Origin of the sequence: Caproicibacterium amylolyticum (assembly GCF_014467055.1) — a bacterium.
Taxonomy (GTDB): Bacteria; Bacillota; Clostridia; order Oscillospirales; family Acutalibacteraceae; genus Caproicibacterium; species Caproicibacterium amylolyticum.
On the sequence record NZ_CP060696.1, the window covers coordinates 1293387 to 1318862 of the forward strand.

The window sequence follows — 25476 nt, forward strand, 5'->3', positions numbered from 1 at the left end:
GATGGCAGAGATGATAAAAAAGGCAACACGCGAATCTTTCGGCATGGCAGTTACAGAAGAAGCAAAGGAAAACCCGGATATCATTGTGCTGGATGCTGACCTTGCAGCGGCAACAAAAACCGCTATTTTTAAAAAAGAATTTCCGGAACGCTTTATCGATGTGGGCATTGCGGAGTGCAATATGATTGGTATTGCAGCCGGCTTGGCAGCCAGCGGCAAAATTCCCTTTGCCGCAAGCTTCGCAATGTTCAGTGCAGGCCGTGCTTTTGAGCAGGTGCGCAACTCTGTTGGCTATCCGCATTTGAATGTAAAAATCGTCGGTTCCCATGCGGGCATTTCTGTTGGTGAGGACGGTGCCACCCACCAGTGTCTGGAGGACATTGCACTGATGCGTACCATTCCGGGCATGGTTGTGCTGAACCCCTCCGATCATTACGAAATGCTGGCGGCTGTAAAAGCGGCGGCTGCGTACAATGGCCCCTGCTACATTCGCCTGGGCCGTCTTGCAGTGGAAAGCTTCAACAACAACGATGATTTCCACTTTGAAATTGGCAAAGGTATTACCCTGCGTGACGGCAGCGACATCACTGTAGCAGCAACCGGCCTGATGGTCAGCGAAGCACTGAAAGCGGCGGATGCACTGAAAGCAGAGGGTATTTCCGTACGTGTGTTGGACATCCATACGATTAAACCGCTTGACCGCGAGCTGATTGTAAAAGCAGCAAAGGAAACTGGCAAGATCGTGACCGTTGAGGAACACAATATTATTGGTGGACTTGGCGAAGCAGTGTGCAGCACGCTTTGCGAAGAATATCCTGCTCCGGTAATCCGCATGGGTACACAGGACTGCTTCGGACATTCCGGCCCGGCTGTGGATCTCCTTAAAGAATTTGGTCTGTGCGCAGAGGGCATTGAAAAAACTGTCAAGCAGGCAATGGGCAAATAATTCTATTTTTGAAAAAATAAAAAGAATATAAGAAAGACGCTTTTCACAGTCTTCTGACTGCTGAAAAGCGTCTTTTATTTTTTCTTGGTTTTCAAAAATGAACGTGCAGTTTTTGGGGACTGCTTTGTCGGACGGTACATCCATGGAAGGGTTTTCCACAGCATAATTTTCTTTTTCAGGGCGGGACTTGTGCTTTTCCCGGTAATCAGCATTTTGTCGTAGCCGCCATGATGCAGATACATATTTATTGTGTTGTAACTGCAGCCTTCCTGCAACAGTATGTCAATACAGGAGAAAATGGTTTCTGGGATGCGCTGTTCCTGAAACAGCGCAATTAAATCCGCTGTACCGCATTTGCTGGTGTGCAGTACGTCCAGAATACGCAACATTGCGTCTGCACGTTGCAGGATAGCCCGACCACAGGGAGCGGTTTTGCCGCGATGCAGTTCGTGTTCTATATCACGCTGCAGCAAAAGGGGAGACTGTGCCGCAGTATTGCTTAAAAGCATGCAACGCAGAATGAACTCTTCTGCATAGCCATAGCTGCAGGTTTCTGCGAACTGAATATGATTTTCTGTTAGGAAACTGGAGCGAACCATCATTGCCGAAATATCGATTTGAAGTTCGTGCTTTAAAAGCTGACGCGCAAAGTCAATGCTTTCCGGGCCAGTGCCTGGCAGCCGCTTTGACGCACGTTTAAAAGCTTCTTCGGTTGTACAGCCAAACACTAAATCTGCGTTTGTGCGAACAGCTGTCTGATAATAATTATTTAAGAAGTTACAATACAGTCGGCGTGCAAAGAGAAAAGAAACATAAGCACCGTGGACGCGCGCCAGACCGGTATTTAGTGCGGCCGCAATGGTGGCGTCACCGTTTTGAATCACACAGCCGCGCAAATCAGCAGCGTGCAGTGCCTGCACGGATTCCAGTACGGTACTGTCAGTGGAACCGATATCTACAATAATCAATTCAGCTGGCATGGAATGAATCTGTGCAGCTAGGAACTGAAGTATTCCGTCAATTTCCCGCTCCACATTGCGGACGGGCAGTATTAGTGATAGAGTGATATCAGGCATTTTTGTCCCTCCTCTGGACAAGGGTCAGTTTTCGCCGGTTAGGGAATGCTGGCTCTGCAGAACAATTTGAACCGCATGACGGGCGGCTGTTTTGGTGACAGTAACTGTGTAACCTGCATACGTAAAGGAATCGCCGATGGCAGGTATTTTTCCAAGGCGTTCCATAACCCAGCCGCCGACAGTCACGTAGTCAAAATCTTCCGCGTCAAGATCAATATGAAAGAATGTGAAAAAATCATCCAAATCAGCACTGCAGTTTACGGAATAACGCTGGTCATCGATTGTTTCGAAGTACTGAATGGCATGGTCATGCTCGTCCCAAATTTCACCAACCAGTTCTTCTACAATATCTTCCATGGTGATGATTCCCTCGGTTCCACCAAATTCATCCACCACAACCGCCATATGAGTTTGACTTTGCTGCAGCTCATGCAGCAGGTCGCTGATATGTACGCCGGTGCTGACATAAATAATCTTTTTAATAATTCCGCTAATGGAAGTCATGCCGGCATGCAGCCCACGAAAAAAGTCTTTTTCGTGAATCATACCGATAATGTTGTCAATCGAATTTTCGTAAACTGGTATGCGGGAAAAACCGTTGTTGATGAACAGATTTGTAATTTCATCGAGTGGCGCTTCGCGGTCGATGGCAATTACATCTACGCGGGGAGTCAGAATATCGCCTGCATCCAAATCATTGAATTCAATAGCGGAACGAATCAGGTCACCATTGCGTTCATCAATACCACCGTCATTCTGCGCTTCGTCAACAATCGTCATCAGCTCGTCCTGCGTCATTTTGCTGTCGTCTCCGCTTTTTTTGCACAGGTGGGTAAGCAGGGACTTCCATTTGAAAAACAGCCAGTTCAGCGGCGATAAAAGCAGAATCAGTACGCGCATGGCAGGCGCGACCGACATGGCATACCGATCTGGAAATTCTTTTGCAAGTCCCTTTGGCGTGATTTCGCCGAAAACCAGAACCAGTACAGTCATGATTACTGTTGCGGCAGTAACACCATCCTGCCCTAACAAGTATGTGAAAAACACCGTTGCAAGTGAGGAGGCTAAAATATTCACAACGTTGTTTCCAATTAAAATAGTAGAGAGCAGATTATCATAGTTCTCTACGATATGAAGTGTAAGCTGCGCGCGCTTGTTGCCGTCTGCCGCCATATTCTTTATGCGAACACGGTTCAGTGTGTTATAAGCGGTTTCTGCAGCTGAAAAAAATGCAGAAAGGATAACACAAAGAATAATGACAAATAATTGAGCCAGCAGCACATTGTCCATGATTGCAGTAAATCCCCTAACAAATGTTTTTAAAAAAGTCTATTTTTCATCTGATACAATTTTAACAGGAATGCAATTTGATTGCAATATGAAAAATAATTCGAAAAAAAGCTTGCATTTTCGAATTTTCTGTGATATTATAAACAAGCTGCTTTGAGTAGCAGGTAATTTGGGGCATTAGCTCAGCTGGGAGAGCGCCACACTGGCAGTGTGGAGGTCAGCGGTTCGAGCCCGCTATGCTCCACCAAAACACCGCATGGTTAAGCCGTTTTTAGGGCTTGGCTGTGCGGCTTTTTTAATTTATATTGAAATACTAAAGCGGCATCTTTGTAAGTTTAAATAGGAGGCTACTATGAATGAATTGTTTTCGATAGGAGAAATTTCTAAACTTTTTAATATAGATGTTCGTCTCCTTCGTCATTACGATAAGATATCTTTGCTAAAGCCCGAATCCGTTGACGAAAAAAACGGATATCGCTATTATTCCACCCGTCAATTTGAGTGTCTGAATACAATTCGTTATCTCCGATCATTAAATATGCCTCTGCCTAAAATCCGTGAGTTTTTTGAAAATCGTGATGATAAAAAGATGCTTGAAATTCTTGAGGAGCAAAAGCATCAAGTAGAAGAAGAGCGTAAACGGTTAGATCAAATCGAAAGAAAAATTGAAAACAGGTTACTGCAGATTGAACATGCATCTCAAACTGAATTTGATAAAATAGAAGAGCGTACTCTAAATGATAGAGAAATAGCTGTACTAAAAAAAGAACTCTCAATTTCGGACGACTTGGAACGACCAATCCGTGAATTGGCAAAACGTAATTCTCTCCACGCAGTGATGTTTCTTGGGAAAGTAGGCGTTTCCATATCATGCTTTAATCTTCAAGCAGGTAATTTTGATAAATTTTCTGCTGTTTTTGTTGTTATTGAACCGGAGGACAACTGCGGTGAAAACTTGTCTTGTTTGCCGGGCGGCAATTATTTGACTTTGCGCTTTCATGGTACACATAAAGACGCGAAAGCTTCCTATATCAGAATGCTTCAATATATGAAAGAAAAAGGGTATGCACTAACAGGAGATCCACTTGAATTTGCTTTAATTGATTACGGCCTTACCAACGATCCCTCGAAATTCGTTACCGAGATACAAATTCCATATAAATAAATCTTGACCCTCCAACTATTGGAGGGTTTATTATTTGTAATAAAGGGGGTCTCGTCGTGATAGGTACTATCGTAAATACGCTTACTATTTTAATCGGCAGCATAATAGGAGGCAGCATAAAAAAAGGCATTGGTGAAAAATATCAAAGTGCATTGTATAACGCTATGGGACTTGTTGCATGCGGTCTTGGAATAAACGCAATTGTTCAAAATATGTCTAAAAGTACTTTCCCAGTGTTGTTTATCATCAGTTTAGCAATCGGCAGTTTAGTCGGTTCTGTTTTAGATTTGAATGGCAGATTTGAAAGGTTCATAAAACGTTTCTCTACAGGAACTTTGAGTCAAGGACTCTCCACTGCCATATTGTTGTTTTGTATCGGAACATTATCTATCTTAGGACCTATGGAGAGCGCACTTCATGGCAACCAAACTTATTTGTATACAAACGCGACACTGGATTTCGTTACATCACTGGTTTTAGCGTCTACTTATGGTATCGGAATTGCTTTTGCCGCAGCAGTACTGTTCTTGTGGCAAGGCAGCATTTATCTTTTTGCAGGTTATTTATCACCTTTTCTGACCGCTGATTTACTTGTAGAAATCTCACTGATCGGCGGCTTTTTGATTTTGAGCTCCGGACTTTCCATTTTAAAAATCAAGGATTTCAATGCGCTGAACATGGTGCCTGCATTATTTGTGCCGATTGTGTGGTTTATAATAAAAGCTATATTATAAATTTAAAGGAGGAACATATTTTGAATTTTATTGTTGAACCATCGGTTTTTCAAACATTGAAAGGTGTTTGTTTTGCAGTCGTTAAGGCATCAGGTATTGATAATACACAGAAGATACCTGAAATTGATATGCTGCTGCAAAAAAGCATTGATTCTTGCGAAGTTTGTTTTGAAAATAAATCAGTAAAGCAAAGTGAAGAAATAGCCTGTTATCGGGATGCCTTTCGAGCGATGAATATAAACCCAAATAAATATATGTGTTCTATAGAGGCTTTGCTGACTCGAATATCCAAGAAAAAAGGACTACCTTCTATAAATCCAATTGTTGATTTGGGAAACGCTATTTCATTAAAATACAAAGTTCCTATAGGTGCTCATGATCTTAACAGCTCTGAAGAAGATTTTTATGTGCGTAATACGCAGACAGGGGACTTCTTTATCCCGTTCGGCCAAACCGAAAGCGAGTCGCTTGAAATTGGGGAAATCGTATATGCAACAGGACATTCTGTCCGCACTCGCCGATGGATTTGGCGGCAGAGTGAGCAGGGTAAAATTATTGACAGTACCAACAGCGTCCTTTTCCCAATTGATGGATTCGAATATTTCAATAAAAAACATCTTTTATCGGCGCAAGAAGAATTGGCAACTTTACTTCGACAATATTTCAATTGCAACGTTCAAGTAGGCTGGGTCAATTCTGAAAATAATACATTTACAATTCATTCTTGAAGAATAGATTTCCACAGAGTAGTAATTCATAAAATAATGTTGTGTAAACAATGTACAATTTCAAACATATAGCGTGCAGATCATGAATATAACACACACCTGAAGAGTTTCATGGAACCAGCAGCAAAAACAGTCGTACCTACCTGACAGCAGGGAGTACGACTGTTTTTATTTTGTGTGCAAAAAAATTAAAATATTTCAAAAAAGGTCTTTACAAAATCAAAACTGTGTGTTATTATACAGGCAGGGAATAAGAACAATAACTATTATCGATTTAGCCGCTGAACCTTTACACTGACAACCATATATGCTACAATATTTACGAAAAAAATAATTATTATCAGTTTAATTTGGAGTATTGCCATTATGGAGAAAAAACAAAATTTCAGTCGAAAGCGCAAAGCTATCCTTGAAGTCCTGCGGGGAACAAAGTCACACCCCACAGCAGATTGGGTTTATCAGCAGCTAAAACCTTCTTTTCCTGACTTGAGTCTAGGCACTGTTTACCGGAATCTTAGCCGATTTAAAGAAGACGGCACTGTGGTCAGCGTTGGTGTGGTAGAAGGGCAGGAACGCTATGATGCCGATGTTACACCGCACTCACACTTTGTCTGTACTGTCTGTGGCACGGTTTTGGATGTAGAAGACGAATTTGTTGATCCGGAGTCGGACAGCGAAGTTTCCCGTATCCTCGGAGTTCGTGTTCTCAGCCATCAGGTTGTGTTTCGCGGATTCTGTGGTGACTGCCTGGCAAAATTAAAGGCAGAAAAGGGTAAATGACCCTTTCTGATAGAACAAGTATTGGTAAAATTAAATTTTTTAATGGAGGTAATTACAAATGAAAAAGTGGGTTTGCTCAGTATGTGGATATGTTTACGAAGGAGATACACCGCCGGAATTCTGCCCGCAGTGCCATGCACCGGCTTCCAAGTTTAAGGAGCAGGTTGAAAATGTTGGTTTTGCCTGTGAACATGAGGTGGGTGTGGCACAGGGTTGCGACCCCGAAGTGTATCAGGGCCTGAAAGACAACTTCACTGGCGAGTGCACCGAAGTCGGTATGTACCTTGCAATGAGCCGTCAGGCAGAACGCGACGGTTATCCGGAAATTGCAGAAGCTTACAAGCGTTATGCATTCGAAGAGGCAGAGCACGCTTCCAAGTTTGCGGAGATGCTTGGTGAAGTGTTAACCAAGAGTACGAAGAAAAATCTACAGCTGCGTGCTGCTGCAGAAGCAGGTGCCTGCGAGGGCAAACTGGCTTTGGCAAAGAAAGCCAAGGCTCTGAACTACGACGCAATCCACGATACTGTACATGAGATGGCAAAAGATGAAGCTCGCCATGGTGCTGGGTTTCAGGGCCTGCTCAAGCGTTATTTCGGTGAATAATTTGTAATTTGATTCGTTTTCTGCCCCACCTGTGTTTCTGCATAGGCGGGGCAGAATTTTTTTCTAAACAGAAAGAAGTTTGCATTTTGCGGTCAGATTGTTTACAATAATACTGCTGTATAAGGAGGGAGCAGTATGCCAAAAATTTATACACTTGCTGTGATTGGCGGCGGTGCGTCTGGTCTGTTGGGTGCAGTTCGCGCAGCCGAACTGCTTGGCGGTGCCAATGTAATCCTGCTGGAAGCAGCGCCGCGGGTCGGGAAAAAACTGCTTGCAACAGGAAACGGACGCTGTAATCTGACCAACATGCACGCTGACGTTTCGCACTATCACGGTGACACAAAATATGCGGAAGGTATCCTGAAAGCGTTTCCGCCAAAAAGGATACTGGCCTATTTCCAGCAGTTGGGTTTGCTTTGCCGTGAACAGTCGGAAGGCAGGGTGTATCCTTACAGTATGCAGGCCGCAACCGTGCTGAATATTCTGCGTGCGCAGCTGGAGCGGCATGAAGTAACCGAACAGTGCGGTTTTGCTGTGCGTACTGTAAGGCGTACCTCCAATGGCTATACGATTCTTTCGCAGGATGGAACAACTGTGTGTGCCAGATTCCTGCTGTTGGCTTCCGGAGGAATGGCGCAGGCGGGGGCGGAGAGCGGCTATCCGCTGCTGCGGCAGCTAAAACACAGTATTACACCGCTGAAACCGGCGCTGGTACCGATTGCTGTAAAAGAGGTGAAGCGCGTTCGTGCTCTGAAAGGGGTGCGTGCGCAGGCCGCGGTTTCTCTGCAGCGAGGAAGCAAAATTCTGCGGCAGACTTGCGGTGAGGTGCAGTTTACCGAACACGGTCTTTCCGGTATCTGCATTTTTGAACTCTCCAGAGATGCGTTGCCGGGCGATACGGTTTCGATTGACCTTGTGCCGGATTATACGCTTTCGGAGCTGCAAAAGATTACCGGCGGCAGACTGGACGGCGTTCTGCACAAAGCATTGGTACAGGCATGCCCGTTTGCGCAGTGCAAAGACTTCTGCTTTACAGTAGAACATACGGAAGATTTTAAGCATGCACAGGTTACAGCGGGCGGTGTACCGCTTTCACAGTTGGATGAGACCTGCCAGAGCCTGCGTTCACCGGGAGCATGGATTGTAGGAGAAATCCTGAATGTTGACGGTGACTGCGGCGGCTTTAATCTGCATTGGGCGTGGAGTACTGCTCTGTGCGCAGTGCAGTCTGTTTGTGAGGAGGCACACAAATAAATGGTCTATCATGTATCGGAAATTGCACTTGGGCTGAACAGTGACGAACAGGAATTGACTGCACACGCAGCAAAACGTCTGCATGTTAAGGAACAAGATATTGTTTCCTGCAGGCTGTATCGCCGTTCAGTGGACGCACGCCGAAAAGAGAATGTTCACTTTACCTGCACAGCAGAAGTAACGTTGCGGCCAGGCATACAGATTCGCAGAAGTGTTCTTCAAAAAGACCGCAAAATCCAGGAAACACAAATCTATCAATATCAGCTGCCGCAGAGCCGACCACTGGCAGTTCGCCCGGTAGTAGCGGGCTTTGGCCCGGCCGGCCTTTTTGCGGCGCTGATTCTTGCGCAGGCGGGCCAAAAGCCAATCGTGTTGGAACGTGGTGCTTCTGTGGAGGAACGACAGAAGAATGTTCAGCAGTTCTGGGAAAGTGGTGTTTTAGATCCGACATCCAATGTTCAGTTTGGGGAGGGAGGTGCCGGTACCTTTTCTGACGGAAAGCTGACGACCGGTACAAAGGATCCGCGCATCCGTCATGTGCTGGAATCTTTTGTGCAGGCAGGTGCGCCGGAGTGCATTCTCTGGGAAGCAAAACCGCATATCGGTACGGACAAGCTGCCAAGCGTAGTAAAAACACTGCGCGAAAAAATTATTGCACTTGGTGGGGAAGTCCGCTTTCATTCAACTTTGAGCAATCTTTCTCTTCAAAATGGTGTATTGCGGTCTGTTACAGTCAGCCAGCAGGATGGCAATCAGTACGAACTGCCATGCCGGCACCTGATTTTGGCAGTTGGCCACAGCGCACGCGATACATTTGACATGCTGCTGAAAAATCAGTTGACCTTGCAGCAGAAACCCTTTGCGGTCGGTGTGCGTATTGAACACCTGCAGACCCAAATCGACAAGGCACAGTATGGAGCCGCCGCAGGTGATCCGGCGCTTGGCGCTTCTAACTATAAGCTTGCAGTGCATCTGCAGAACGGCAGGGGGGTGTATACATTCTGTATGTGCCCAGGCGGTACGGTTGTAGCTGCTGCGAGTGAAGACAAACGTGTTGTTACAAATGGCATGAGTGTTTTTGCACGTGATGGGGAAAACGCAAATGCGGCGCTTTTGGTGGGACTAACGCCGGAAGACTTTGGCAGCAGCAGTCCCCTTGCCGGTATTGAACTGCAGCGTACACTGGAAAGTCGCGCTTTTGAAGCAGGCGGCGGCAGTTATCTTGCGCCTGTACAGCGCTTGGGCGACTTTTTGGAGGGACGGGCAAGCATTGCCTTTGGACGAGTAAAACCTACGTACAGCCGTGGCGTGACGGGTACAGACCTGCATCGATGCCTGCCGCATTTTCTGACGGAATCGCTGGAGCAAGGGGTTCGCCAAATGGCTGGACGGCTGCAGGGGTTTGATGATCCGGATGCACTGCTGACGGCGGTGGAGAGCCGTTCTTCTTCGTCGGTGCGGATTGTGCGTACGGAAAACCTGACCGCAATTCATGCGGAAGGGCTTTATCCCTGCGGAGAGGGAGCGGGCTATGCAGGCGGGATCGTTTCTGCTGCGGTGGATGGTATTCGCTGCGCAGAGGCGATTTTACAGACTACAACGAAATCAGAAGTCGACTGAAGCCGAAATATAAACTTTTTCAATTATTTTTGAAAAAAGGGTTGACTTTTCTTTGAAGTTTGGTATAATAATACACGTTGCTTCACTTAGTACATGTGGTTGAGCAGCGGATATTGCGGAATTGTGTAAAGGTAGCACGACAGACTCTGACTCTGTTTGTGAGGGTTCGAATCCTTCTTCCGCAACCAACATAGAAGTCCCGGAAATACGGGACTTTCTTTTACGAGGTGTGGCTCAGCTTGGTAGAGCGCTACGTTCGGGACGTAGAAGTCGCTGGTTCAAATCCAGTCACCTCGACCAGAATGGAAATCTCGGAGGTCAGTACTAAATGGCTTCCGAGATTTTTTTGTTTTTCAAAAGGTTAAGGATTACGCGTTTTCTTACTCTTTTTGCCGATGCGGCGGGTGAAAAGTCGTTTCCACATAATACCTATTATAAGAATTGAAAATTGGAACACACTATCACCGAGGTGATTCCAATGGACAATATTTTTTTCACGGGTCAATTTCCCTATATGTATAGTCGCTTTTTTAACAACACACCGGATTTACAGGATTACTTCCTCTCATTGCCAGAAGATGCGCAAAGAGCGATTCTCAGCAAGGATATTCAAACAGAAGATGAGCTGCGTGACTGCATTACGCAGTATAAGCTGTGCGAATAATACAAAAAGGCAGACAGAAGTGTTTTCTGTCTGCCTTTTCTTATGTTGGTACTTTTTTAGTGTGAGGTTTAACTTGCTGCTGAAATCCAAAGGCACCTAGTGCTGCAGCGCTGAAGTCAACAAACTATAGCAGCTCATACGTTCTGGAATGTCAAAAGTTACTTTTGACAAAACGCCTATGCCTACAGCGCCGAAGGTATATCTGGTCAGTGCCTTGGTTGCGCAGATGCCAAGTGGGCAGCAGATCCTTTGAGACCGTGCTTATCATAATCAGGGTAAGTGACGCAATGGGAAGAAGAATAACGGCGGCAGTTATTACATAGACATGCATAAAGCCTTGAAAAGCACCTGCGTATCCGCCGATGGAAAGCAGGAAAAGGAAGTAGCCAACACGGAAGATCCGTTCATGATTGTTAAAAGATAAATGTCCAGACGGGTGGAACGGTTCAGTTGCCCCCATACAATGATGCAGACAAGCGTATAAGAGAAACCCGGAGCAGCATGGTAAATAACAGAATAGTGGGAAAAGGCAGTATCAAACTACCATTCGTTAGCATCCTAATAACTAACAGAAGAAAGCTTGTCAAAAAAGCAACGGCTAAATGCGATTAAGTACGGAAAAGAAACAGAAGTGTAACCATCTGCCGCGTGCGGCGACTTGATTTGTAACCATTCGCTGTGTTATAATATTAACTGATTCAAATCATCTTTTTCTATGAAAAGTTGTTAAAAAATTTCGTCATACAAAACCTATTTGTTAGAACCACAGAGCAAAGACGTTTTATCGGCAGAGGCAGGACCCTGTTCAGTGTATTTCCGTGCGGAAAACTGCGGGGGTCCTGCATCTGCTTTGTATGGCAATTTAGTTAAAAGGAGCAGGCATCTATGACAGGCTATGAACATCTATGCATGAATTGCATGTCTGACACAGAGGGAAAAGCGCAGTGCCCGCACTGCGGATTTTCAGAGGATGAGCCTCAGCAAAAGGACGCTTTGCCTTACCGCACGGTTTTGCAGGAACGCTATATGATTGGCCGTGTGAAATCTGCCAACAGTGAAGGATTTACTTACATTGGTTTTGACTTGCAGCAACTGTGTACGGTACAGATCCGGGAGTTTTTCCCAAAAGAAATCTGTGCACGTATGGTTGGCAGTACAGATATTGCGGTAATTGCGGGTAATGAAGTTCTGTTTGACGAATACCTCAGTGAATTTATTAATTATCAGGAATCAATCGCGAAATTCCATGAGCAGCAGGCTATTATTTCGGTGCAGGGTATTTTTGAGGAAAACTATACCGCATATGTGGTTTCGCCGTGGGAAGATGCGCTGACGCTGCGGGAGTTTGTGCAGCGCAGTGGCGGCTCCCTTTCATGGAATGCAGCATGGAAATTGGTAATGCCGGTTGTCAGCACGGTTTCCGCCATGTATGCTTCCGGCGTTGGACACTACGGTATCTCACCGGATACTTTGTTTATTATGCCAGACGGCAATTTAAAGCTGGGCAGCTTTTGTTCCTCAATCGTGCGGTTGGCAAACGGTGGATTAACACCGGATTTGGTTGAGGGCTGCGCTGCAGTGGAACAGTATGAACCGGATTCAAAATCAGGAGAATACACAGACGTTTATGGAATGGCTGCATCTCTGTTCTTTGTGTTGACCGGTGTACTCCCGAAATCAGCACTGGAACGCCGCAAGGATCCGCGCCTGTTACTGCCGTCAAGTACCCTGCGCAGCATTCCGCCGCATGTTATTACGGCTTTGGCAAATGCCCTGCAGGTTGAGCCGGGGGAACGCACAGCTACTTTTGAACGTTTTCGTGCGGAACTTTCCGCAGCACCGACGGCTACCGCTTCTTTGGAGGAAACTCAGAGCCTGCGCCGAATTCCCAGCCCATATGATGATTCTGTTGACCGCGAGGAGCGGGAACGCAGGGAAGAGGAACAGGAGGAGCACAAATCTATTCCGAAATTTGTTTGGGTTGTACTTATTTGTGTGGCGGCACTGGTTTGTCTGACAGTTGGCATTGTACTCTGGCAGTCTTCACATTCCGGCACAGCTGGGAGTACAAGTGGTTCTTCAATGGCTTCTTCAATGCTTTCCTCTGTATCCGGAGTAGCAAGCAAAGCCACATCTGCAAATGGTGCAGGCAATGCTTTAAACAATGCAGCAGATTCAGTGGCATCTGCCAGTACTTCCAGTGCAGCAAATTCCTCACAGGTATCTTCTGCAGCATCTAGCTCTGCGTCGTCAAGTTCCAATCAGGTCGATATTCCAAATTTGATTGGCAAGCGCTTTTCCAGCTTGGGAAATACCAGCGACTATCAGGTCGTCCAGACGAATAAGGAATTTAACGACAGTATTGAAGAGGGCTGCATTATCTCACAGACACCACAGGCTGGTTCAGGCAAGATGGTAAAGGGTGCTGCAATTTCTGTTACAGTAAGTCTTGGCAAGGCACTGCGCACGCTACCGGATATTACGGGACTGTCTTATGAAGATGCGAAATCCGCTGTGGAAGCCGCCGGTTTTGTACCTGACGGCAAGTCACAGCAGAGCAGCGACTCAGTTGCCAAGGATGAGGTAATCGGCTATGGCGGTGGGCTTTCTGCCGGCAGCAAGCTGAATTATCAGTATTCTGTTACAATTGTTGTCAGCACCGGCTCGCAGGGTACTGACGGCGATGGCAACCAGTAAAATGAAATCAAAAATGCACCGTCCATGGAAAGCAAATTTCCACGGATGGTGCATTTTTCTAAGAGAACACAATTAAAAAGAGCTTTCTCCGTTTGGAGAAAGCTCTCATTCATTCTGTAATCAGTCGCTGCTGAAAGGAAGCAGTGCAATGTGACGTGCACGCTTAATTGCAACAGTCAGTTCACGCTGATGATGGGCACAAGTGCCAGTCACACGGCGGGGCAAAATCTTTGCACGCTCTGAAATGAAGCGGCGCAGTTTTGCAACGTCTTTGTAATCAATGCTTTCAACCTTATCTACACAGAAGCTGCAAACCTTGCGGCGGCCCTTGCGTCCGCCGCGGCGGTTATCTCTGTCGCCTCTGCTGTCTCTATCTCTGTCAGCCATGGTACGGTACCTCCTTGATGAAAAAATTATTCAGAATCTTTTTTGCACGTTCAGAATGGCAAATCATCGTCATCTGGAAGTGCCTGAAAATCGCCCGTGTCACCACTGGAGTAAGCCGGTGCGGCAGGGGCGGGGGCTGTTGCGGGTGCACTGGGCTGCTGATAAGTGTTAGCACCGCTGTTGCTGTAGGACGACGAACCGCCGCCGTAAGAATTGCCGCCTTCGTAGCCGCCAGTTCCAGACTCACGCTTGCTTCCGCAGAAGCTCACATTGTCAGCCTGTACATCGTAGCGGGTGCGCTTATTTCCATCACGATCCGTGTAATTGTCAACGTGCAGGGAACCCTGTACGGCAATCATCGAACCTTTTGTAAAATAGCGGCTCACGAACTCGGCGGTCTGCCGCCACGCAGTAACATCAATAAAATCCGTTTGCTTATCTGCACCGGACTTGGAGTAAGCGCGGTCAACAGCAATGCGGATGGTGGTTACGGCTACATCATTTGGTGTGTGCCGCAGCTCCGGATCCGCTACCAAGCGACCCATTAGTACAACAACGTTCAGCATTTACACACATCCCTTTCGCAGCGCAAATCAGGCTTCCTTGCGGATGATGAGGGAACGGATTACGCCATCTGTAATTTTGTAGATACGATCCAGTTCAGCGGTGAAAGCGGGGACACTGGTGAAGTTAATCAGCACATAGTAGCCCTCAGTTTCCTTGTTGATTTCGTAAGCAAGTCTGCGCTTGCCCCATTCGTCAACACCGTCAACTGTACCATTCTCAGCAATCAGATCCTTGAACTTTGTCACCAGTGCGGCAGTTGCCTGCTCGTCCAGTTTGCTGGAGAGAATAAATACGGTTTCGTAAGCATTTTTGATTTCTTCCATTGATAAGCACCTCCTTTTGGACTTATGGCCCCGGAATCTGTCCCGGAGCAAGGATGTGTCAGCCAGAAAAGACTAACAAAATCATTATAACAGAACAGGCCCATTTCGTCAAGAGAATTCTTAAGCGAAACGAGCCTGTTCGTTTATCTACTTTGATAAGATTAGAGGCTTTTTGACAGATCTTTTAAATATGCGCGAAAATCTTCACCAAGTTCAGGATGCTGCAGGCCAACTTCTACTTGTGCCTTCAAAATGCCGAGCTTATTGCCCATATCATAACGTTTTCCGGTGTAGTCTACTGCTACCATGCCTTTGGAACGTGCCAGCGTGCACATGGCGTCTGTCAGCTGAATTTCACCGCCGGCGCCAGGCGCAGTTTGATCAATGATGTCGAAAATCTCCGGCGGCAGCACGCAGCGGCCGAGAATGGAATACAGGCTGAGTACTTTGTCTGGGGCTGGCTTTTCCACCATGTCTGTACATTTAAAATAATTGTCATGCAATGGTTCTACCTTCAGGGAAGAATACTTGCCGATGTCGGCAGGGGAAACTTTCTTTACGCCAAGAACGCCTTTGCCGAATTCTTCATAAGCGCGAATCAGCTGACCGCAGGCCGGGTCCTCACCGATGATAACATCATCACCGTATAAAACCGCAAATGGTTCATTCCCAACAAAGGAGCGTGCGCGGCTGATGGCGTGCCCAAGGCCAAGTGTTTCTTTCTGACGCACAAAGTAAAAGTTAGCAAGGTGCGCAATGCCTGCAACTTCTTTAAGAATAGGCTCTTTTTCTGCACCGCCTTTTTCCAGTTTTGCTTCCAGTTCCGGTACACGGTCAAAATGGTCCTCAATCAGGCCTTTGCCGCGGTTTGTAACAATTAGAATGTCTGTAATACCGGCACGGACTGCTTCTTCAACAATATACTGAATGGCAGGCTTGTCCACAATCGGCAGCATCTCTTTCGGCATGCTTTTCGTGGCGGGCAGTACACGTGTGCCAAGTCCGGCAGCAGGAATAACTGCTTTTGTAATTTTCATTATACAATTCACTCCTAGAATTTTAAATAGAGTGTACGGAAAGAACCCGCACATTTATAAACGAAATTAAATCATTAAATAAATCGAATTGCAGGCAATCAGGTAGCAGACAAGCACCACAACCAGCAAAATGGTATTAACGCCGCCGCGCTCCTGGTAGCGAATCAGCGTGTCGCTGTCGCTGAGCGTTTCTGAATGGATACTCTGCACGATTTTTATGCAGTGCTTCTGATACTTTGCGTTTGCAGTGAAGCCGATTACAACATGAATAATTAAAATAATCAGCGGTAGCACATTCGGCAGAAGGAATAGAAACTGCTGAGAAACCGGCAGTGAAGAAATGTGGCCGGCAATTTGATACAGCTGCTGTAAGTTAACGGAAGCAGTGCTGGAAATGCCCAACTGATTCATTGCCTGCAGCAGAATCGGACTGGAGTACTGCACCGTAAAGAACTGGGTAAGTACCTCCAGAACAAGTACAACTGCTGATACCACCGCACCGATGGGGTACATTTTGCGGTACAAAAGCCACCCACCGCCCAAAAGAAAGGCAGCAAAATTAAAGCGATGCTTATGAAATTTTTCATGATTCATGAATACCGGCAGATAATAAGTGGTGTTGCTTTGAATTACCTTGCACAGTTCACCAGCTTTTTCACCGTCAATGGTTTCTTCCGGGTCAATGCCTGCCATAGGGTCAAATACGAAGGGAACCTGTCCGTAGGGCCAGCCGTTTGGCTGTTGACCTGCTGCACCGAAAGGAGGGACAGAACCGCCATTTGGCTGCTGTGACCCGTTCTGCCCAAAAGGAGCGTACTGTTGGGTATATTCACCATCATCATTTTTCGAAATGGATGCACCGCAGTGTTCGCAGAAGAGTGCACCGGGGGCATTGTCGTGCCCGCATCTGGGGCAGCGCACAGAATCAGACTGATTTTCAGTGTGTACTTTGGGAGGCTGCCAGGAATCTGCCGTACCGTGCTTGTCTTCAAATATGCAGTGCCCCACTTCTTTGTAGCATCCCCGATGATAGGGCGCACCGCATTCCGGGCAGACAACAATATCATCGCCAGGTTGAAAAGGCTTATTGCATACAGGACAATTTACTCCGGTAAAATCGGTCATAAATTTCTCCTCCCAAGTTCGTTAAAACGTTTTGCCGCAGCACGGCACTATATTTCTTTATTGTATAGTTTTTTTTTCAAAACTGCAAGTTCCTGCACAGAAGTTTTAATTCTATTCATAATTGAACGGAGAAAACAGGCTGTGTGCTGACAGCTGAACTGCTGCTTTTCTACTGATAAAAGAAGTTCTTCATTTATGCCTCCTTTCTTTACATTCCAGTAAAAATAGAATATAATACATATCATATGCGGAATAGTTACCAGCACGTGCACTGCCTGTGAAGCTTTTGTGAACGGGTATATGTACCGGGTTTCAATATGAGATTTTGAGAAAGTAGGATGGAACAGATATGCTGCAATTTGAAGAACTGAAACAATCGCTTCAGGAAATGCTGCCCGGCTTAAATGACCTTGAGGATGCACTTGGCCTGAAAGCAATGCGCAATGAGATTGAAGAGTTGGACATGAAAGCAAGTGAGCCCGGCTTTTGGGATAATATGGAGAGGTCTCAGAAAATTTTGCAGCGCTCTGCACATTTGAAAGCGAAAATTGAGTCTTACGAAAAACTGCGCAGCCTTTGGGAAGATGCCGAAGCACTGTGTGAGCTTGCGGATGAAGAAGGCGACCTTTCCCTGCTGCCGGAAGCAGAAGGGGAAGTGAAGAAATTTGAGGCGGGCTTGGAACGTCAGCGCCTGCAGACACTGCTGACTGGCGAGTACGACGCAAAAAATGCAATTCTGACTTTTCACGCCGGTGCAGGCGGAACCGAAGCGCAGGACTGGGCAGAAATGCTTTACCGCATGTACAACCGCTGGGGTGAGCGTCACGACTATTCTGTAAAACTGCTGGATTATCTTGACGGTGAAGAAGCGGGCCTAAAAAGTGCTAGCATTCTGATTGAGGGCGAAAACGCTTATGGCTTCCTGAAAGGGGAGAATGGTGTACACCGTCTGGTGCGTGTTTCTCCGTTTGATGCTTCCGGCCGCCGCCATACCTCTTTTGCTTCCATTGAAGTTATGCCGGAAATCGATGATACAGTTGAAGTGGAAATTGACCCTGCAGATATCAAAATGGACGTTTACCGTGCAAGCGGTGCAGGTGGCCAGAAGGTTAACAAAACTAGTTCCGCAGTACGTTTAACACATATTCCAACCGGCATTGTAGTTGCATGCCAGGTGGAACGCAGCCAGTACCAGAACCGTGACGTTGCCATGCGGATGCTGAAGAGCAAGCTGCTGGAAATCAAAGAGCGCGAGCATTTGGAAAAAATTGAGGATATTAAGGGCGTGCAAAAAGAGATTGCCTGGGGTTCACAGATTCGCTCTTATGTCTTTATGCCATATACCATGGTAAAAGACCATCGCACTGGCTTTGAGACCGGCAATGTTGACGGTGTAATGGACGGCGATCTGGATGGCTTTATCAATGCTTACCTGAAAGCGTTGAATCAGAACACACTTGGCAATTATGCGGATGAGGACTAAGCAGAAAGACAATGAATATGTAAATGGGCATCACTTCCTGATGAAGAATCAGTGAAGTGATGCCCATTTTTTATATCTTATAAAGAATTAATGTTGTCCGCGCTTGAGCTGGCGAACGTCATTTCCGTAAAACGGCACACGCGTGTAGCTGCCGATAATACGGGAGGAAAAACGTTCTGTGTAATAATCCAGCATTTCCTGCATGGACAGATTGGTGCTAATGATAATCGGCTTGCCGGTAAGCTGCCGGGAATTAATGATGTTGTAAATTGCGGAAACTGTGAAATTACTGCGGAATTCTGTTCCAAGGTCATCCAGAATCAGTAAGTCACATTCCAACAGACTGTGCATGGTGTTACCATCACTGTGTCCAAAGTGTTCATCCTGAATTTTTTCAAGCAGATTTTGTGCGGAGCCATAGATCACACCGTAGCCACGGTCTATGACCCGACTGGCAATGGCGAGGGAAAGATGCGTTTTTCCAAGACCGGTTTTGCCAACCATTAAAAGATTTTCTGTGGTGTGTGTATCAAAGTTTTCAGCGTATTTTCTGCAGTAAAGGAAGTTGCGCTCCATCAGCTGACGCACAGTATGACCGTTTTTATCTGCTACATCTGGATAATAGGAGAGGTCAAATGCTTCAAAACTGCAAAGTGTCAGGGGAGTGTCTGTGTTTAGACGGCGCAAGGCTTCTTCTTTCAGCAATGCTTTCATACAGCTGCACATATGTCCATCTAGGCTGCCACAGTCATGACACAGCGGACACACATAGTGCGGTTCCAAATCGTCAGGGGACATGCTCTGCTTTGCTAAGAGTGCTTTGAGTTCCTCCTGCAGAGCATGACTGTGGCTGTGGAGCTGCTCCAAATTTTTTCGTACATCACCGCCGCGTATAACTGCTTTGGCAGCAGCCGAGCCAGCACGACTGAGTTCATGTTCGATTTCTAACCCGCGCGGTTCCACACGAAAGAAATCGGCGCGGCGGCGCTGAGCAGCCTGTTCCGCTTCCAAACGGCGGTTGTTGAGCAGTGCGTAAACGGCATCATAAACAGAACGGTCGTAACCCATCAATGGTTTCCTCCAATGGTATCAAACAAGCTGTCGCGCTCATAGGCTTCCAAATCAAATGAGGGCTGGTTTGCCTCTTTGCGGGCTTCCCGCCGCTGTTTTGTTTCGGCCTGTGCTTGTTCGGATGTCGAAATTCCCTCACGATGCCAGCGTTCCAGTATTTTGTTCATATAGTTTGCCTTAAAAACTCCGGTTGCATCCACACAGCGATCGTATGCAAGTTTGAGCATGGCAGGGGAAAATTTCCACTGCAAAACCCAGCAGGCAGCATAGCCCTTTTCCCGTTCCGTAGGTGCACGTTCCGGCAGACCGGCGGCTCGCTGTACAGTGTGCCACGCACGTCCCATATCAGTTAACTGCTGCAGCTTTTCTTCAGCCTGCATGTGTGTTGTGATTCCTTCGTCAGCCCAGTTCAGTGCAACTTTTTCTATGTAGCGCATATTGCCTTTTCCACTGCTTGCAGCGTACTGTACCAGCATAAGAATTACATCCGCCGGCAGTCCGTAACTGTCGTGAATCAGCAGCAGTGTGCTTAAATCGGAAGGGGACAGCGGCCGGCACAAAATTTGTTCGGCGTCCTGCATCATACAGCAAACCGTACTGTCTTCCTCCATACGCCGAGCGGTAAAGGCAGGATCTGGCCGTTCTGTGCGGGGAAGCGGAGCGTGTTGGACAGGTCTTATAGGTTCCGCGGCAGGTGTGGGCGAATTTGCTGCCGCTGTGCTGACCGTATGGACGGCGGGGTCAGGCACAGCAGATGCAGATACAGTGGCGTTGTCTGCACAACCGAGCTGCAGGACACCGGTTTCCTGCCAGTAGGAGAGCGCATCGCGTGCATCAGCAGAGTTGACACCGAGTGCTTGGGACAGGTCATTATCCGTAAAAGCAGTTCCTTGCTGACGCAGAACCCAAAGCAGTGCTTTCAGTTGAACACTTCCGGCCAGTTTCAAGTGGTAATCCACCACTGCCGTGGGTACTGCAAAAACGCTGTTCCATATTCCGTTGTCTGACTGATACTGCATAATTCCTGTTCCTCCACCGTACAAAAAATTTAAATCTATTATAACATCCGTCAGCTTGGATTACAACAAAATGAGAAGTACACCTGTTTCAGCGAAAATTGCTGTAAATTTTAGACAAATGATATAAATTGTCATACAAAATATACTATAAAATTTATTTTAGGGGTTTACAATAAGATTATTAAAAGACTATAATAACTTGTGCACTAAAAGGATTTAGCTATTTTTAGCGCAATTATGGCTGTACAAATTATGCAAAACTGTGCAGCAGAACTGGAGGAATAATATGGAAAACTATCAATTTTTGTTGGACTTGGCGCTGATTTTGCTGTCAACCAAGCTGCTGGGACTGCTGACGCGCAGATTCAATATGCCGCAGGTGGTGGGTGCCTTGCTTGCGGGTCTGATTCTCGGACCGGCAATGATTGGCATATTACAGGAAACCGATTTTACTGCCAAATTAAGTGAGGTCGGTGTTATTACGCTGATGTTTACCGCTGGCTTGGAAACAGATATGCAGGAAATGAAAAAAGCCGGGAAAACCTGCTTCATTATTGCTCTGATTGGTGTCATTGTACCGCTTATCGGCGGCTTTGCACTGGCCAGCGTCTTTAATACACAGCCTAATGACGCAAAGTGCTCACTTTTCCTGCAAAATGTATTTATCGGCGTTGTTCTGACGGCTACCAGTGTCAGCATCACAGTCGAAACACTGAAAGAACTCGGCAAGCTGAACACGCGTGCCGGCAATGCAATCCTCGGTGCCGCAGTCATCGATGATATCCTCGGCATTATTTGCCTGACGCTGATTACTTCTATGGCAGACTCCAGCATCAATATCGGTACTACTTTGGTCAAAATTGTTTTGTTCTTTATTTTGGCAATCGGTGTTGGTGTTATCTTTAATAAGCTGTTTGAGAAATATCAGGAATACTACAACAAAGATATGCGCCGTTTTGTAATTATCGGCTTTGTGTTCTGCCTGCTGCTTTCCTACTGTGCGGAGAAGTTCTTCGGCGTTGCTGACATTACCGGCGCATACCTTGCCGGTATGATTATCAGCAACACACAGCGCAGCAAATACATTTCCAATCGGTTTGAAACACTGAATTATGCATTCCTTTCACCGGTGTTCTTTGCCAGTGTTGGTTTGAAAGTAACGCTGCCCAGTATGACAGCAAATATCATTATTTTTGCATTACTGCTGACGGTGGTTGCGATTCTTTCAAAAATTGTCGGATGCGGTTTGGGCGCGAAGCTGTGCGGACTCAGCAATAAAGAATCCGTTCAGGTTGGTATGGGTATGATTTCCCGTGGTGAAGTTGCGCTGATTGTTGCTTCCAAGGGTTCATCGCTTGGGCTGATGAGCAGCGCTCTCTTTGGACCGGTGGTTATTGTTGTGATTGTCACCACGATCGTTGCACCGATTGTGCTCAAAATTTCATTTAAAGACAAGGCAGGAAAGAACACACCAAAACAGCAGCCGGCAGCACAGTAATAGCGCAGCTGCGTGTATATTCGTTTTTTGAAACATAAGACTGCAGGAGAAAAGCAAAAAAGTCAAAAAAGCTGTTGACAAATGCAAAATGTTGTAGTATCATATCTCTTGCAGTCAAGTTCGCGAATGTAGCTCATCTGGTAGAGCGCCACCTTGCCAAGGTGGAGGTAGCGAGTTCGAGCCTCGTCGTTCGCTCCAAGTTTTTAAGCCGTGTATCTCAGCGATACGCGGCTTTTTTCTTCCTTATCTGCTGAAAAGCACTTCCTTTCGGCAATATGCGCAAATATTTTTGCCGGGTTGCCTGCGCTTTCTGTTCCTGCCCTGTTTTCATTTAGCGAAAACTGTGATATAATATTTAAGTTTGAGGGAAAACCGGCGGTGCTTTGCTGCAGTTCGCAGGCAATGTCAGTCCCTGCGGATTTGCACCGCATCTTGCATAAATAGAATCTGATACTAAAGAGGTATGACAAAAATGGATACTAGAAATGAATTACGCAACGTTGCAATTATTGCCCACGTTGACCACGGCAAAACGACGCTGGTGGACCAGCTGCTGCGGCAGAGCGGCGTTTTCCGCAGCAACGAAGAGGTTGAGGAACGCGTAATGGATTCCAATGACTTGGAAAAGGAACGCGGCATCACCATCCTCTCCAAGAATACTGCGGTTATGTACAATGGTGTAAAAATCAATATTGTTGATACTCCCGGCCATGCGGATTTCGGCGGTGAAGTGGAACGTATTCTGATGATGGTGGATGGCGTTCTGCTTTTGGTCGATGCATTTGAAGGCTGTATGCCGCAGACACGCTTTGTACTGAAAAAGGCTTTGGGCCTTGGCAAGCGTCCGGTAGTTGTTGTTAATAAGATTGACCGCCCCGGTGCTCGTCCGGCAGAAGTTGTGGATGAAGTGCTGGATTTGTTCATTGAACTCGGCGCAAACGAAGACCAGTTAGATTTCCCTGTCGTCTATGCTTCCGGCCGTGATGGCTATGCAACAAACGACCCTGCTGACGAGGGAAAGGACATGACTCCGCTGTTTGAAGCCATCCTGAAGTACATCCCCGCACCAAAGGGTGATTTGAATGGCCCTGCACAAGTTTTGTTCAGCAACATAGACTATGATGACTATGTTGGCCGCATCGGCATTGGCCGTGTGGAACGCGGACAGATTCATGTAAATGATATGATGACACTTTGCCACCGTGACGGAACCACACACAACGAACGTGTTACCAAGCTTTATCAGTTTGAAGGACTCAAGCGTGTAGAGGTGGAAAGCGCAAAGTTGGGCGATTTGGTCGCTGTTTCCGGTATGCCTGACCTGAATATCGGCGAAACTGCATGTGACCCTGAGCATGTGGAGCCGCTGCCGTTTGTTAAGATTGATGAACCGACTGTTTCCATGATGTTCATGGTAAACAACAGTCCTTTCGCCGGCCGAGAGGGTAAGTTTGTTACTTCCCGTAATCTGCGTGACCGCTTGATGAAAGAAGTGGAAACCAACGTTGCTTTGCGCGTTGAAGAAACAGATTCACCGGATACTTTTAAAGTTTCCGGACGTGGTGAGCTGCATCTGTCCATCCTGATTGAGGAAATGCGCCGTCAGGGTTACGAATTTCAGGTTTCCAGTCCGGTCGTTATTTACAAGGAAATAGACGGAAAACGCTGCGAGCCGATTGAACTGCTGATGATTGAAGTGCCGGACAGCTATGTTGGTGCAGTTATGGAAAAGCTTGGTTCCCGTAAGGCTGAAATTGTCAATATGGGTACCCGTGACACCGGCATGACCCATCTGGAATTCCGTATTCCGGCACGTGGCTTAATGGGTTACCGCCAGGAGTTCTTGACGGATACGAATGGCAACGGTATTATGAACAATCTCTTTGATTCCTATGAACCGTACAAGGGCGACCTTACTGTACGCAACACCGGCAGCCTTGTTGCTTTTGAAACCGGCGAATCCACTGGTTACGGTTTGTGGTATGCGCAGGATCGCGGCCGTCTGTTTATTGGAACTGGCACAGAAGTGTACGAAGGCATGGTTATTGGCGTCAGCCCCAAGAGCGACGATATTGCAGTGAATGTCTGCAAGAAAAAGCATGTTACCAACACGCGTGCAGCTGGTTCCGATGAAGCATTGAAACTGACTCCGCCCAGTATTCCCAGCTTGGAACAGTGCATGGAATTTATTAAAGAAGATGAACTGCTGGAAGTTACCCCGAAATCCCTGCGTATGCGCAAAAAGGTCCTGAATAAGGAACAGCGCATGAAGCAAATGAACAAAAAGAAATAAATCATTTGCATAAAGGAATGCCTATGAAACCAATCGTTATCTTGGATTTGGAGTGGAATGGGACTTACAGTAAACGACTGAAAGGCTTCATAAATGAGATTATTGAGTTTGGTGCAGTAAAAGTAGACGATAATCTGCAACTTGCCGATACATTTTCTCTGTTGGTGCGCCCACAGGTCGGGAAAAAAATCAGCGGTAAAATTGCTACACTGACAAATATTACAGACGAGGAACTGGAAAGCGGCAGGCAGTTTATGCAGGTCGTCAGCCGCTTTCGGAAGTGGGCAGGGGACTGTATCCTGATGACATGGGGTACGTCGGATATCCTGACACTGATTGAGAACTGCCGGTATTTCAGCGGGTCGGATCGTATCCCGTTTTTAACCGACTATGTGGATTTGCAGGCGTACTGTGAAAAATGCATGGTGTATGACAAAGGCAAGCAGGTCGGCCTTTCCACTGCGGCCCAGCTGCTGGGGATTGACGAAGAATCATTTGACCACCACCGTGCACTGGATGACAGTTTGCTTTCCCTGAAATGTCTGCAAAAGCTGTATTCGTCAGAAGAACTGCAGAACTTTGTGCAGGATGCGACCGTGCAGGAATTTTATGACCGCATGGAATTTCGCACGGTGATTCTGTGTGATTTGGAAAATCCGCTGCTGCAGGATGCAGATATGTCATTTGTCTGTCCTGTCTGTGGTGCATCGGCGCAAAAGACGAGTGAGTGGTTTTTACACAACAAGAGTTTTCGTGCGGCGTTTCGCTGCTCGGCCTGTGGGAAAAAGTTCTATGGTCGTGTGCAATTTAAACTGAAGTACGAGGGCTTATCTGTTCGAAAAACTGCGCATTTAGCGGAAGAAAAACCGGAAGCAGAAAATTTAGAACAGGAGTCTTCCCGTTCCGTATAGAAAATCCTTATGCGGGAAAAGCTGCCGTCCGGCAGCTTTTTTTATGCCTTGCGCTCCTTTTTGCTTTCTGTTACACTAATTAAAGAGTAAAACGATTTTTAACCGTGAAATTTCCGTCAGCAGGTTACTTTCCACCACTTCCTCCGAAAAGCAACTGGATTGTGGCGCGAAACCTGCCACAATCTTACTCTGGTATTTTAAAAA

General features: G+C 46.6%; 23 protein-coding genes and 4 tRNA genes. 18 read left to right on the plus strand and 9 right to left on the minus strand.

The genetic code is table 11. The annotated features are described in order from the left end of the window. The first annotated feature begins 1 nt into the window (after position 1). Positions 2–946, plus strand: a complete 945-nt coding sequence (locus H6X83_RS06180) for a transketolase family protein (protein WP_212508254.1) — start codon at positions 2–4, stop codon at positions 944–946. A 74-nt stretch (positions 947–1020) separates the two neighbouring features. On the opposite strand, the gene H6X83_RS06185 is transcribed toward H6X83_RS06180, so the two are convergent. Continuing rightward, positions 1021–2022, minus strand: coding sequence for a glycosyltransferase family 2 protein (locus H6X83_RS06185; protein WP_212508255.1), 1002 nt, complete (start codon positions 2020–2022; stop codon positions 1021–1023). 24 nt (positions 2023–2046) lie between these two features. Further along, the gene (locus H6X83_RS06190; protein ID WP_212508256.1) at positions 2047–3312 is read right to left on the minus strand and encodes an HlyC/CorC family transporter; all 1266 of its coding nucleotides are present in this window, start codon (positions 3310–3312) and stop codon (positions 2047–2049) included. Between the two features lie 171 nt (positions 3313–3483). Here H6X83_RS06190 and H6X83_RS06195 point away from each other — a divergent pair. From H6X83_RS06195 to H6X83_RS06250, 12 genes are all read left to right on the plus strand, one after another. Further along, a tRNA-Ala gene (locus H6X83_RS06195) sits at positions 3484–3559 on the plus strand. 105 nt (positions 3560–3664) lie between these two features. Then, positions 3665–4477 carry a MerR family transcriptional regulator gene (locus H6X83_RS06200; RefSeq protein ID WP_212508257.1) on the plus strand — a complete coding sequence of 271 codons (813 nt, stop codon included), beginning with the start codon at positions 3665–3667 and terminating at the stop codon, positions 4475–4477. A gap of 56 nt (positions 4478–4533) precedes the next feature. Then, the gene (locus H6X83_RS06205) at positions 4534–5211 is read left to right on the plus strand and encodes a DUF554 domain-containing protein (protein ID WP_212508258.1); all 678 of its coding nucleotides are present in this window, start codon (positions 4534–4536) and stop codon (positions 5209–5211) included. 20 nt (positions 5212–5231) lie between these two features. Then, positions 5232–5939 (plus strand): B3/B4 domain-containing protein, encoded by a 708-nt coding sequence (locus H6X83_RS06210; RefSeq protein WP_212508259.1) that lies wholly within the window; start codon positions 5232–5234, stop codon positions 5937–5939. Positions 5940–6305: 366 nt separating this feature from the next. Continuing rightward, complete coding sequence (locus H6X83_RS06215; protein ID WP_212508260.1) at positions 6306–6719, plus strand: Fur family transcriptional regulator; 414 nt, start codon at positions 6306–6308, stop codon at positions 6717–6719. A 58-nt stretch (positions 6720–6777) separates the two neighbouring features. After that, on the plus strand, positions 6778–7323 hold the full coding sequence (locus H6X83_RS06220; protein ID WP_212508261.1) for an NADH peroxidase: 546 nt from the start codon (positions 6778–6780) through the stop codon (positions 7321–7323). 135 nt (positions 7324–7458) lie between these two features. Beyond that, positions 7459–8577 (plus strand): aminoacetone oxidase family FAD-binding enzyme, encoded by a 1119-nt coding sequence (locus tag H6X83_RS06225; RefSeq protein WP_212508262.1) that lies wholly within the window; start codon positions 7459–7461, stop codon positions 8575–8577. After that, on the plus strand, positions 8578–10197 hold the full coding sequence (locus H6X83_RS06230; RefSeq protein WP_212508263.1) for an NAD(P)/FAD-dependent oxidoreductase: 1620 nt from the start codon (positions 8578–8580) through the stop codon (positions 10195–10197). It abuts the gene before it with no gap. A gap of 114 nt (positions 10198–10311) precedes the next feature. Beyond that, positions 10312–10385 (plus strand) — tRNA-Gln (locus H6X83_RS06235). 35 nt (positions 10386–10420) lie between these two features. Further along, positions 10421–10497, plus strand: a tRNA-Pro gene (locus tag H6X83_RS06240). Positions 10498–10675: 178 nt separating this feature from the next. Beyond that, positions 10676–10861: a hypothetical protein gene (locus H6X83_RS06245; RefSeq protein ID WP_212508264.1), complete on the plus strand. Its 186-nt coding sequence runs from the start codon at positions 10676–10678 to the stop codon at positions 10859–10861. Between the two features lie 885 nt (positions 10862–11746). Beyond that, a complete protein-coding gene (locus H6X83_RS06250; RefSeq protein ID WP_212508265.1) occupies positions 11747–13558 on the plus strand; it encodes a PASTA domain-containing protein in 1812 nt (603 codons plus the stop codon). Positions 13559–13678: 120 nt separating this feature from the next. On the opposite strand, the gene rpsR is transcribed toward H6X83_RS06250, so the two are convergent. The 5 genes from rpsR to H6X83_RS06275 form a co-directional block, all read right to left on the minus strand. Continuing rightward, positions 13679–13945, minus strand: coding sequence for a 30S ribosomal protein S18 (rpsR, locus tag H6X83_RS06255; protein ID WP_212508266.1), 267 nt, complete (start codon positions 13943–13945; stop codon positions 13679–13681). A gap of 50 nt (positions 13946–13995) precedes the next feature. Continuing rightward, on the minus strand, positions 13996–14511 hold the full coding sequence (locus H6X83_RS06260; RefSeq protein WP_212508267.1) for a single-stranded DNA-binding protein: 516 nt from the start codon (positions 14509–14511) through the stop codon (positions 13996–13998). A gap of 27 nt (positions 14512–14538) precedes the next feature. Continuing rightward, a complete protein-coding gene (rpsF, locus tag H6X83_RS06265) occupies positions 14539–14835 on the minus strand; it encodes a 30S ribosomal protein S6 (RefSeq protein WP_212508268.1) in 297 nt (98 codons plus the stop codon). 161 nt (positions 14836–14996) lie between these two features. Beyond that, positions 14997–15872: a UTP--glucose-1-phosphate uridylyltransferase gene (locus tag H6X83_RS06270; protein WP_212508269.1), complete on the minus strand. Its 876-nt coding sequence runs from the start codon at positions 15870–15872 to the stop codon at positions 14997–14999. Between the two features lie 66 nt (positions 15873–15938). Beyond that, entirely contained in the window at positions 15939–16997 is a 1059-nt protein-coding gene (locus H6X83_RS06275) for an RING finger protein (RefSeq protein ID WP_212508270.1), read from the minus strand. A 349-nt stretch (positions 16998–17346) separates the two neighbouring features. Here H6X83_RS06275 and prfB point away from each other — a divergent pair, with 349 nt between their 5' ends. Beyond that, on the plus strand, positions 17347–18480 hold the full coding sequence (gene prfB, locus H6X83_RS06280) for a peptide chain release factor 2 (RefSeq protein WP_212508271.1): 1134 nt from the start codon (positions 17347–17349) through the stop codon (positions 18478–18480). 87 nt (positions 18481–18567) lie between these two features. On the opposite strand, the gene H6X83_RS06285 is transcribed toward prfB, so the two are convergent. Both H6X83_RS06285 and H6X83_RS06290 read right to left on the minus strand, forming a co-directional pair. Next, positions 18568–19548 carry an ATP-binding protein gene (locus H6X83_RS06285; protein WP_212508272.1) on the minus strand — a complete coding sequence of 327 codons (981 nt, stop codon included), beginning with the start codon at positions 19546–19548 and terminating at the stop codon, positions 18568–18570. Beyond that, a complete protein-coding gene (locus H6X83_RS06290) occupies positions 19548–20570 on the minus strand; it encodes a DnaD domain protein (RefSeq protein WP_212508273.1) in 1023 nt (340 codons plus the stop codon). The genes H6X83_RS06285 and H6X83_RS06290 overlap by 1 nt, the downstream gene beginning before the upstream one ends. A 286-nt stretch (positions 20571–20856) precedes the next feature. Between H6X83_RS06290 and H6X83_RS06295 the strand changes: the two genes are divergently transcribed. From H6X83_RS06295 to H6X83_RS06310, 4 genes are all read left to right on the plus strand, one after another. Next, the gene (locus H6X83_RS06295) at positions 20857–22068 is read left to right on the plus strand and encodes a cation:proton antiporter (RefSeq protein WP_212508274.1); all 1212 of its coding nucleotides are present in this window, start codon (positions 20857–20859) and stop codon (positions 22066–22068) included. A gap of 122 nt (positions 22069–22190) precedes the next feature. Further along, a tRNA-Gly gene (locus tag H6X83_RS06300) sits at positions 22191–22266 on the plus strand. Between the two features lie 274 nt (positions 22267–22540). Further along, a complete protein-coding gene (typA, locus tag H6X83_RS06305; RefSeq protein ID WP_212508275.1) occupies positions 22541–24361 on the plus strand; it encodes a translational GTPase TypA in 1821 nt (606 codons plus the stop codon). A 23-nt stretch (positions 24362–24384) separates the two neighbouring features. Beyond that, on the plus strand, positions 24385–25272 hold the full coding sequence (locus H6X83_RS06310) for a 3'-5' exonuclease (RefSeq protein WP_246419548.1): 888 nt from the start codon (positions 24385–24387) through the stop codon (positions 25270–25272). The last annotated feature ends 204 nt before the right edge of the window (positions 25273–25476 follow it).

Bases quoted from the DNA above. Each gene is read 5' to 3' on its own strand.
- H6X83_RS06310 (WP_246419548.1), top strand. From the start codon at position 24,385: ATGAAACCAATCGTTATCTTGGATTTGGAGTGGAATGGGACTTACAGT.
- H6X83_RS06275 (WP_212508270.1), bottom strand. From the start codon at position 16,997: ATGACCGATTTTACCGGAGTAAATTGTCCTGTATGCAATAAGCCTTTT.
- H6X83_RS06185 (WP_212508255.1), bottom strand. From the start codon at position 2,022: ATGCCTGATATCACTCTATCACTAATACTGCCCGTCCGCAATGTGGAG.
- H6X83_RS06180 (WP_212508254.1), top strand. From the start codon at position 2: ATGGCAGAGATGATAAAAAAGGCAACACGCGAATCTTTCGGCATGGCA.
- H6X83_RS06190 (WP_212508256.1), bottom strand. From the start codon at position 3,312: ATGGACAATGTGCTGCTGGCTCAATTATTTGTCATTATTCTTTGTGTT.
- H6X83_RS06285 (WP_212508272.1), bottom strand. From the start codon at position 19,548: ATGGGTTACGACCGTTCTGTTTATGATGCCGTTTACGCACTGCTCAAC.
- H6X83_RS06270 (WP_212508269.1), bottom strand. From the start codon at position 15,872: ATGAAAATTACAAAAGCAGTTATTCCTGCTGCCGGACTTGGCACACGT.
- prfB (WP_212508271.1), top strand. From the start codon at position 17,347: ATGCTGCAATTTGAAGAACTGAAACAATCGCTTCAGGAAATGCTGCCC.
- H6X83_RS06225 (WP_212508262.1), top strand. From the start codon at position 7,459: ATGCCAAAAATTTATACACTTGCTGTGATTGGCGGCGGTGCGTCTGGT.
- H6X83_RS06290 (WP_212508273.1), bottom strand. From the start codon at position 20,570: ATGCAGTATCAGTCAGACAACGGAATATGGAACAGCGTTTTTGCAGTA.
- H6X83_RS06260 (WP_212508267.1), bottom strand. From the start codon at position 14,511: ATGCTGAACGTTGTTGTACTAATGGGTCGCTTGGTAGCGGATCCGGAG.
- H6X83_RS06245 (WP_212508264.1), top strand. From the start codon at position 10,676: ATGGACAATATTTTTTTCACGGGTCAATTTCCCTATATGTATAGTCGC.
- typA (WP_212508275.1), top strand. From the start codon at position 22,541: ATGGATACTAGAAATGAATTACGCAACGTTGCAATTATTGCCCACGTT.
- H6X83_RS06215 (WP_212508260.1), top strand. From the start codon at position 6,306: ATGGAGAAAAAACAAAATTTCAGTCGAAAGCGCAAAGCTATCCTTGAA.
- H6X83_RS06220 (WP_212508261.1), top strand. From the start codon at position 6,778: ATGAAAAAGTGGGTTTGCTCAGTATGTGGATATGTTTACGAAGGAGAT.
- H6X83_RS06250 (WP_212508265.1), top strand. From the start codon at position 11,747: ATGACAGGCTATGAACATCTATGCATGAATTGCATGTCTGACACAGAG.
- H6X83_RS06230 (WP_212508263.1), top strand. From the start codon at position 8,578: ATGGTCTATCATGTATCGGAAATTGCACTTGGGCTGAACAGTGACGAA.
- H6X83_RS06200 (WP_212508257.1), top strand. From the start codon at position 3,665: ATGAATGAATTGTTTTCGATAGGAGAAATTTCTAAACTTTTTAATATA.
- H6X83_RS06295 (WP_212508274.1), top strand. From the start codon at position 20,857: ATGGAAAACTATCAATTTTTGTTGGACTTGGCGCTGATTTTGCTGTCA.
- rpsR (WP_212508266.1), bottom strand. From the start codon at position 13,945: ATGGCTGACAGAGATAGAGACAGCAGAGGCGACAGAGATAACCGCCGC.
- rpsF (WP_212508268.1), bottom strand. From the start codon at position 14,835: ATGGAAGAAATCAAAAATGCTTACGAAACCGTATTTATTCTCTCCAGC.